The organism is Streptomyces sp. NPDC054847, assembly GCF_053610925.1.
This window is the reverse complement of record NZ_JBSGZJ010000244.1, coordinates 1-6425: the sequence shown is the minus strand read 5'-3', so window position 1 is coordinate 6425 and position 6425 is coordinate 1. Positions and strand designations below refer to the sequence as shown.

The window sequence follows — 6425 nt, the reverse complement described above, 5'->3', positions numbered from 1 at the left end:
CTGCTGCCCGCCGACGTCCTGGCGGACCAGGTGGCCGCCGGCCGGACGCCGGCGGCGGCCCGGCTGCGGCGGCTGCTCAGCGATCCGGCCGTCGCCGAGCAGGAACTCGGCGGCGGCCGGGGCCGGGAGCTGTACAGCGACATCTACCGGGGGTTCGTGACGACCGACTCGGCACGTTCGTCGTACCGGGCGTTCCTGAACGAGGTCGCGGACCCCGATGCGGGACCGCTGCTGTTCCACTGCACGGCCGGCAAGGACCGCACGGGCTGGGCGGCGACGATCGTGCTCACACTGCTCGGCGCGACGCCGGAGACGGTGGAGGCCGAGTACATGTCCGTCAACATGGCGGTGCGTGAGGCGTTCGCCCCGCTCGTCGAGGGATACACCCTTCAGGGCGGGCAGCCGGAGACGGCGCTGTCGGTCATCGGCGTCGTCCCCGACTACCTGGCGGCCGCCCTGGACGAGGTCGACGCGCGCTACGGCTCCATGGAGAAGTACGTGCGGGAGGGGCTCGGCGTCACGCAGGCGGCGCTGGAACGCATCCGCGGGCGACTGGTCGTCCCGGCCTGACGCGCTCGCGCCCGCGTCGCGCCCGGTGACCATACGACGATTCGCTCGTTCTGCTGAACGTGCGCCCACACGACCTCGTTCCCTCCCCGGACCCCCTCGCAGGCCCCGTCACCGCCGACGCCACGACCGGGACGGAGGACGGCTCAGGGATCCGGCCGGGGGTGGGTCTCGGGCAGGCGGAGGCGGCCGTCGTCGAGCACTATCCCCGCCTGGTGCGGATCGCCTACCTGGTGCTGCCGCCGTCCCTCGGCCAGGGCCGCCGCGTGCTGACCGCCCATGCCGTCGTGCAGCGTTCGCTCCCCCGCGGCGACACCGCCGCCGTGCTGCCCGTCGCGGCTGTGCCGCGGGCCCGCCGTCCGGAAGGCGCCGGCGACCCGGGGTACCGGTACGTGCGGGAGCGGGTGCTGCGCCAGGCGCTGGACGCGTCGCAGCCGCTGCGGCGGCGGGCACTGCCCCGGCGCGCCCAGTTCCCGCCGCTGCTGCCGCACGTGTGGGGTCTGCGGGTCTTCCCCCGCTCGGGGGGCGCCGACGAACTCGCCCTGGACCAGCGCCTCTCCGCACTGTCCGGGCCGGGCAGGGCCGCGTACGTGCTGCGCCATCTGGAGAAGCTGCCCGACCACGATCTGCGCCAGGTGCTGACGGCGGCGGGGGCGGCCGACCCGGACTCCGCTCTCGCCGAGGCGGAGGGGGTGGCGGACGGCACACGCGGCGCGGAACTGCTCCGCTCGGCCGAGTTCGACGCCTGCTCGCTCCAGGTGCGGCCCACCGACCTGATGCGCCGCCGCATGCACACCAGGGCGGCCGTGGTGGCCGCCGCCGCGCTCGCGGTGTGCGGGACGCTGCTCCTGCTTCCGGGCGGCGGCGACGACGCCGACGACGTGCCGCGCACCCGTCACCCCGCCGTGGAGGCGGCACTGGACCCGGACCGGCTGGTGCGGGTCGCGCCCACGGCCTGGCGGGAGTCGTCCCGCAGGGACTTCTCCGTGTGGCCGGCCCGCGGGTCCCTCTCCGCGGACCGTGCGCTGCTGCGCCGGGCGCTCACCGCCTGGGCGGGCCCCGGAGCGGCGGTCCGGGTCACGTCGACGCCCGGGACACCGTCCGGGCCGCCGGTGGGACCGCCGCAGCTGCTGTTCGCGGGCGAGGTCGGCGCGGCCCGTGTCGTCGTCCTCCACGACGGGCTGCGCGTCGTCCGCTACTCCGAGGCGACCGGGGCGCCGGGCGCGGCCCGGGACGCGTCGCTGGACTTCGCCCGTACGGACGGGGCCGACGCCGCCGGCTCCGCCGCGCTGGTCGCCGGGCGTTCGCGGGACAACGTTCGCTACCTCACGGCGCCTTGGGTACGGGACGTGTCGGCGCGGGACCTGCTGGACCCCGCCGGGCGGCCGCGTCCGGTGCGGCGGAACGCGGACGGTCTCACCGAGCGGCTGCCGAGTCCGGTGCAGCAACGGGCGTGCCGGGCGTGGCAGGGCCTGGAACTGACCGACGGCAGCGCCCTCACGGTGGTGACGGACCTCGGCGAACTGACCCCCGCGCGGCTCACGTACGGCCCGCCCGGCGCACCGGAGGACGTGACGGGCACGGCGGCGCGCGCGTCGTGGGCGCGTACGGCCTGCCTGTTGCCCGGCGTGCGGGCGCACGGCGTGCGCAGCGTCAACTCCTGGCAGTACGCCCGGCAGCGACTGCCGGAGGCGAACGGCACGGCGGGCTGGGTGTGTACGCGGGCGGAGACCTGGCGGGGCACGGGCAGCAGGGTCATGGCCCAGTTCCAGGCGCCCGCCGAGCATCCGGGCGCGGCGGGGACGGTGGTGGCGCGGGCGGAGGACTCGCCGGCGTGCGGGGTGCGCGAACCGCGGGTGCTGGCCGGTGTGCTGTGGCAGTCACGGGCCGGGCAGTGGTACGTGCTGGCGGCGGGCAGCCGGCAGCTCGCCTCCGTCACCGTCGCGGGCGGCGGTGTGGAGGGCGGCGCCACCGGGCATGTGGTGGCGGTCCGTTCCCGTGAGGGTGCACGGCCGGAACTGAACGGCCGTCTGGCGGACGGCACCCGGGTGCGGCCGCTGCGCTGAACCCGCGCCGGTGCTCCTTCCGGACACCCGCGGCGAGGGCCACGGCCTCCCGCCCCCACCCACCCGGCACGGCCCGGCGGCACCCCGGAACCTCCGTGGACGCGCTGGTCACCGGCGTCCCGCCGGTGTCCTCGGCGGGCGGTCCTCGCCCCGGCGCCCGCACCCCAGTGGGTAGGGTGTCCGCATGACGACCGGGGTGCGGCGCAGGATGGGCGTCGAGGAGCGCAGACAGCAGCTGATCGGTGTGGCGCTGGAGCTGTTCAGCCACCGCTCGCCCGACGATGTCTCGATCGACGAGATCGCGGCGGCCGCGGGCATCTCCCGGCCGCTCGTGTACCACTACTTCCCCGGCAAACAGAGCCTGTACGAGGCGGCGTTGCGCCGGGCCGCCGACGAGCTCGCCGCCCGCTTCCTGGAACCGCGGGAGGGGCCGCTCGGCGCGCGGCTGCTGCGCGTCATGGGCCGCTTCTTCGACTTCGTCGACGAACACGGCCCCGGTTTCTCCGCGTTGATGCGCGGCGGGCCCGCCGTCGGCTCGTCCACGGCCAACGCGATGATCGACGAGGTGCGGCAGGCCGCGCACGACCAGATCCTCAAGCATCTCGGGATCGACAGCCCGTCCGCGCGCCTCGAGCTGGTCGTGCGCTCCTGGGTGTCGCTCGCCGAGTCCACGGCGCTGATCTGGCTCGACGGGCGGCGCGTCCCGCGCGCCGAGCTCGAACTGCAACTGGTCCACGACTTCGCGGCGCTGGCCGCGGTGAGCGCCGCCTACGACGAGGAGATGGCCGCCCTGCTCGTCCGCATCCTCGCGGACGAGCCGATGGACGGCCCGTTCGGCGACCTCATGGGCCGGCTCGCGGCCCTGCTCCCCGCGATCACGCGCACCGCGCCGACCGCCCAAGTACCCGCCCAGCGGCTGCGGTAGGGCCACCGGCGTCCGGCATCATCGATGCCTGTGACCACCGATTACGCCTTCCGGCCCGCCACCGTCTCCGACACGACCGCTCTCGTCGCCCTCTACGACGACGCCGCGCACTGGATGCTGCGCCACGGCATCGACCAGTGGAAGCCCGGCGACAAGGACGCGGGCCACTTCCGTCACCGGATCGCCGAGGGCGAGGTGTGGCTGCTGGAGGCCGGCGGCCGGACCGCCGGAGCCTACGAGCTGTGGTGGGACGACGTGCCGGCCTGGGGAGTCCGGCCGCCCGTCGCCGGGTACGTGCACCGCCTGATGACCGACCGCACGCACGCACCGGCCGGCTCGGGACGGGCGATGCTCGCCCACGCCGAGCGCCGCATCGCCGCGGCCGGCCGGCAGCTGGCCCGGCTGGACTGCCTGAGCCGCAATCCACGTCTGCGGACGTACTACGAGACCGCCGGCTACCGGGTGGTGGGAGAGGAGCCGGCCAAGCGGGCCGCCGACGGCAGCACTTACGGCGTCCTGCTGCTGGAAAAGCAGCTCGGCCCGGTGCCACCGGCCGCCAACTCCGGTGCGACCGAGGCCCGGTGGGAAGAGGTCCACTGAGCCGGGGCCGTCGGACGCGGGACCCGCGGGGCCGAGGCCCGGTGGGAAACCCCAGATCCGGACGGTAAAGTCCGGTCCGTGACCGCACCCGCACGCCTGGCCGACATCGCGACCCAGGCGGGGGTCAGCGAAGCGACGGTGAGCCGGGTTCTCAACGGAAGGCCCGGCGTCGCCGCGACCACCCGCCAGTCGGTGCTCGCCGCCCTCGACGTGCTCGGTTACGAGCGGCCCGTACGCCTGCGTCTGCGCAGCGCCGGCCTGGTGGGGCTGATCACACCCGGCCTGGACAACCCGATCTTCCCCGCCCTCGCCCAGGTCGTCGGCCAGGCCCTGACCCGGCAGGGCTACACGCCGGTGCTCGCCACCCAGACGCCGGGCGGCTCGACGGAGGACGAGCTCACCGAGATGCTGGTCGAGCGCGGCGTCTCCGGGATCATCTTCGTCTCCGGGCTGCACGCCGACACCACCGCCGACATGGACCGCTACGACCGGCTCCGCGCCAAGGGCGTCCCTTTCGTCCTCGTCGACGGGTTCGCGCCCGGCGTGCGCGCACCGTTCATCTCGGCCGACGACCGGGGCGCGATGCAGCTCGCCGTGACCCACCTCGCCTCGCTCGGCCACACCAGGATCGGACTCGCGGTCGGCCCCCGGCGGTTCGTACCCGTGCTCCGCAAGATCGAGGGATTCCGGCTCGCGCTCCAGGAGCAACTGGGCATCCCGCCCGAATCGTCGGCGGAACTGATCGAGCACTCCCTGTACACACTGGAGGGCGGCCAGGCCGCTGCCGCCACACTCATGGACCGGGGCTGCACGGCCGTCGTCTGCGCCAGCGACATGATGGCGCTCGGCGCGATACGGGCCGCCCGGCACCGGGGCCTCGAAGTACCCGACGACATCTCCGTCGTGGGATTCGACGACTCCCCCTTGATCGCTTTCACCGACCCGCCGCTGACCACCGTCCGCAAGCCGGTGCTGGCGATGGGGCAGGCCTCGGTGCGGGCTCTCCTCGAGGAGACCGGCGACAGTCACTCGGCTTCCGCGCCCGACCGGCCCAGGGCTCCGGTGCACAGCGAATTCGTCTTCATGCCCGAGCTGGTGGTTCGCGGTTCAACGGCCTCGGCACCCGGAGGACGACCCGGAGAATCCCCTCGTCCGTGAGTCGGACAGTATGCGTCACGAACCCGTCGGAGGGATGATCGGAGAGCGGCCTGCATCTGGCAGACTCCTCTCTCATGGGTGAAGCGACCGTGAAGACTCTGGAAGGCGCGGCGACCCCGTCGCCCATCGTGGAGGACGAGGCCGCCGAGTCGTCCGCCCGTGCCCGGCCACGGCCGCCGCGCACACCCGTGCGCCCCAGCATCTGGTTCGAAGTCATGCTGATCGCGGTGAGTTACTGGACGTACTCACTGATCCGCAACGCCGTGCCCGAGCAGAAGAGCCAGGCCATGCGGAACGCGGACTGGATCTGGCAGCTGGAACAGACCCTCGGCATAGCGGTCGAGCAGTCCGTCAACCATGCGGTGAACTCGGTGACATGGCTCATCGTGTCGATGAATTACTACTACGCCACCCTGCATTTCGTCGTCACCATCAGTGTGCTCGTCTGGCTCTACCGTGTGCATCCGGGCCGTTACGCTGCCGCAAGGCTCGTCCTTTTCGCCACCACAGGTGTGGCTCTGGTCGGTTACTACCTGTACCCGCTCGCACCGCCCCGGTTGATGAACGGCCAGAACTTCATCGACACCGTGCTGGTCCACGACACCTGGGGCTCGATGGCCTCCGGCAACCTCAAGAACATGTCGAACCAGTACGCGGCGATGCCGTCCATGCACATCGGCTGGTCGGTGTGGTCCGGCGTCATCATCTTCGCGCTGGCGACGACGCCGTGGGCGAAGATCCTCGGCGTGCTGTACCCGACCCTGACGCTGGTCGTCATCGTCGCCACGGCGAACCACTTCTGGCTGGACGCGGTGGGCGGCGTGCTGTGCCTGATGTTCGGCTTCGCGGTGTCGTACGCGTGGTACCGGGCGCTGCCGCATCGGCTTCCGCAGCTGGTGGTCGAGCGGCCCCGCGACCCGGGCGATAGCGGCGTCCGCCGCTTCCTCCCCGCGGCCCGCACCTGACGCAGCGGCCGTCGCCCCCGCCCCGCTGCGGGCTGTTCCCCTACCCTCCCCCTACGGCCTGGCGGCCGTGGGAGGTGCCCCCCACTTCCCGAAACCGGGCTCCGCCCGGACCCGCCACCGCGCTCCGCCCGGTATTTCGGGGGC

The 6425-nt window shown here is 73.6% G+C and carries 6 protein-coding genes; all 6 read left to right on the top strand.

Going from position 1 to position 6425, the window contains the following annotated elements:
- Window positions 1-570 (top strand): tyrosine-protein phosphatase (locus ACWGH4_RS22360; RefSeq protein ID WP_453463595.1); only part of this gene is annotated, 570 nt, incomplete at its 5' end.
- 59 nt (window positions 571-629) lie between these two features.
- Window positions 630-2633 carry a hypothetical protein gene (locus ACWGH4_RS22355; RefSeq protein ID WP_453463592.1) on the top strand — a complete coding sequence of 668 codons (2004 nt, stop codon included), beginning with the start codon at window positions 630-632 and terminating at the stop codon, window positions 2631-2633.
- 184 nt (window positions 2634-2817) lie between these two features.
- A complete protein-coding gene (locus tag ACWGH4_RS22350) occupies window positions 2818-3558 on the top strand; it encodes a TetR/AcrR family transcriptional regulator (RefSeq protein ID WP_453463590.1) in 741 nt (246 codons plus the stop codon).
- 30 nt (window positions 3559-3588) lie between these two features.
- On the top strand, window positions 3589-4158 hold the full coding sequence (locus ACWGH4_RS22345; protein ID WP_453463587.1) for an N-acetyltransferase family protein: 570 nt from the start codon (window positions 3589-3591) through the stop codon (window positions 4156-4158).
- 78 nt (window positions 4159-4236) lie between these two features.
- Window positions 4237-5316 (top strand): LacI family DNA-binding transcriptional regulator, encoded by a 1080-nt coding sequence (locus ACWGH4_RS22340; protein ID WP_453463584.1) that lies wholly within the window; start codon window positions 4237-4239, stop codon window positions 5314-5316.
- A gap of 74 nt (window positions 5317-5390) precedes the next feature.
- Window positions 5391-6281, top strand: a complete 891-nt coding sequence (locus tag ACWGH4_RS22335; protein ID WP_453463582.1) for a phosphatase PAP2 family protein — start codon at window positions 5391-5393, stop codon at window positions 6279-6281.
- The last annotated feature ends 144 nt before the right edge of the window (window positions 6282-6425 follow it).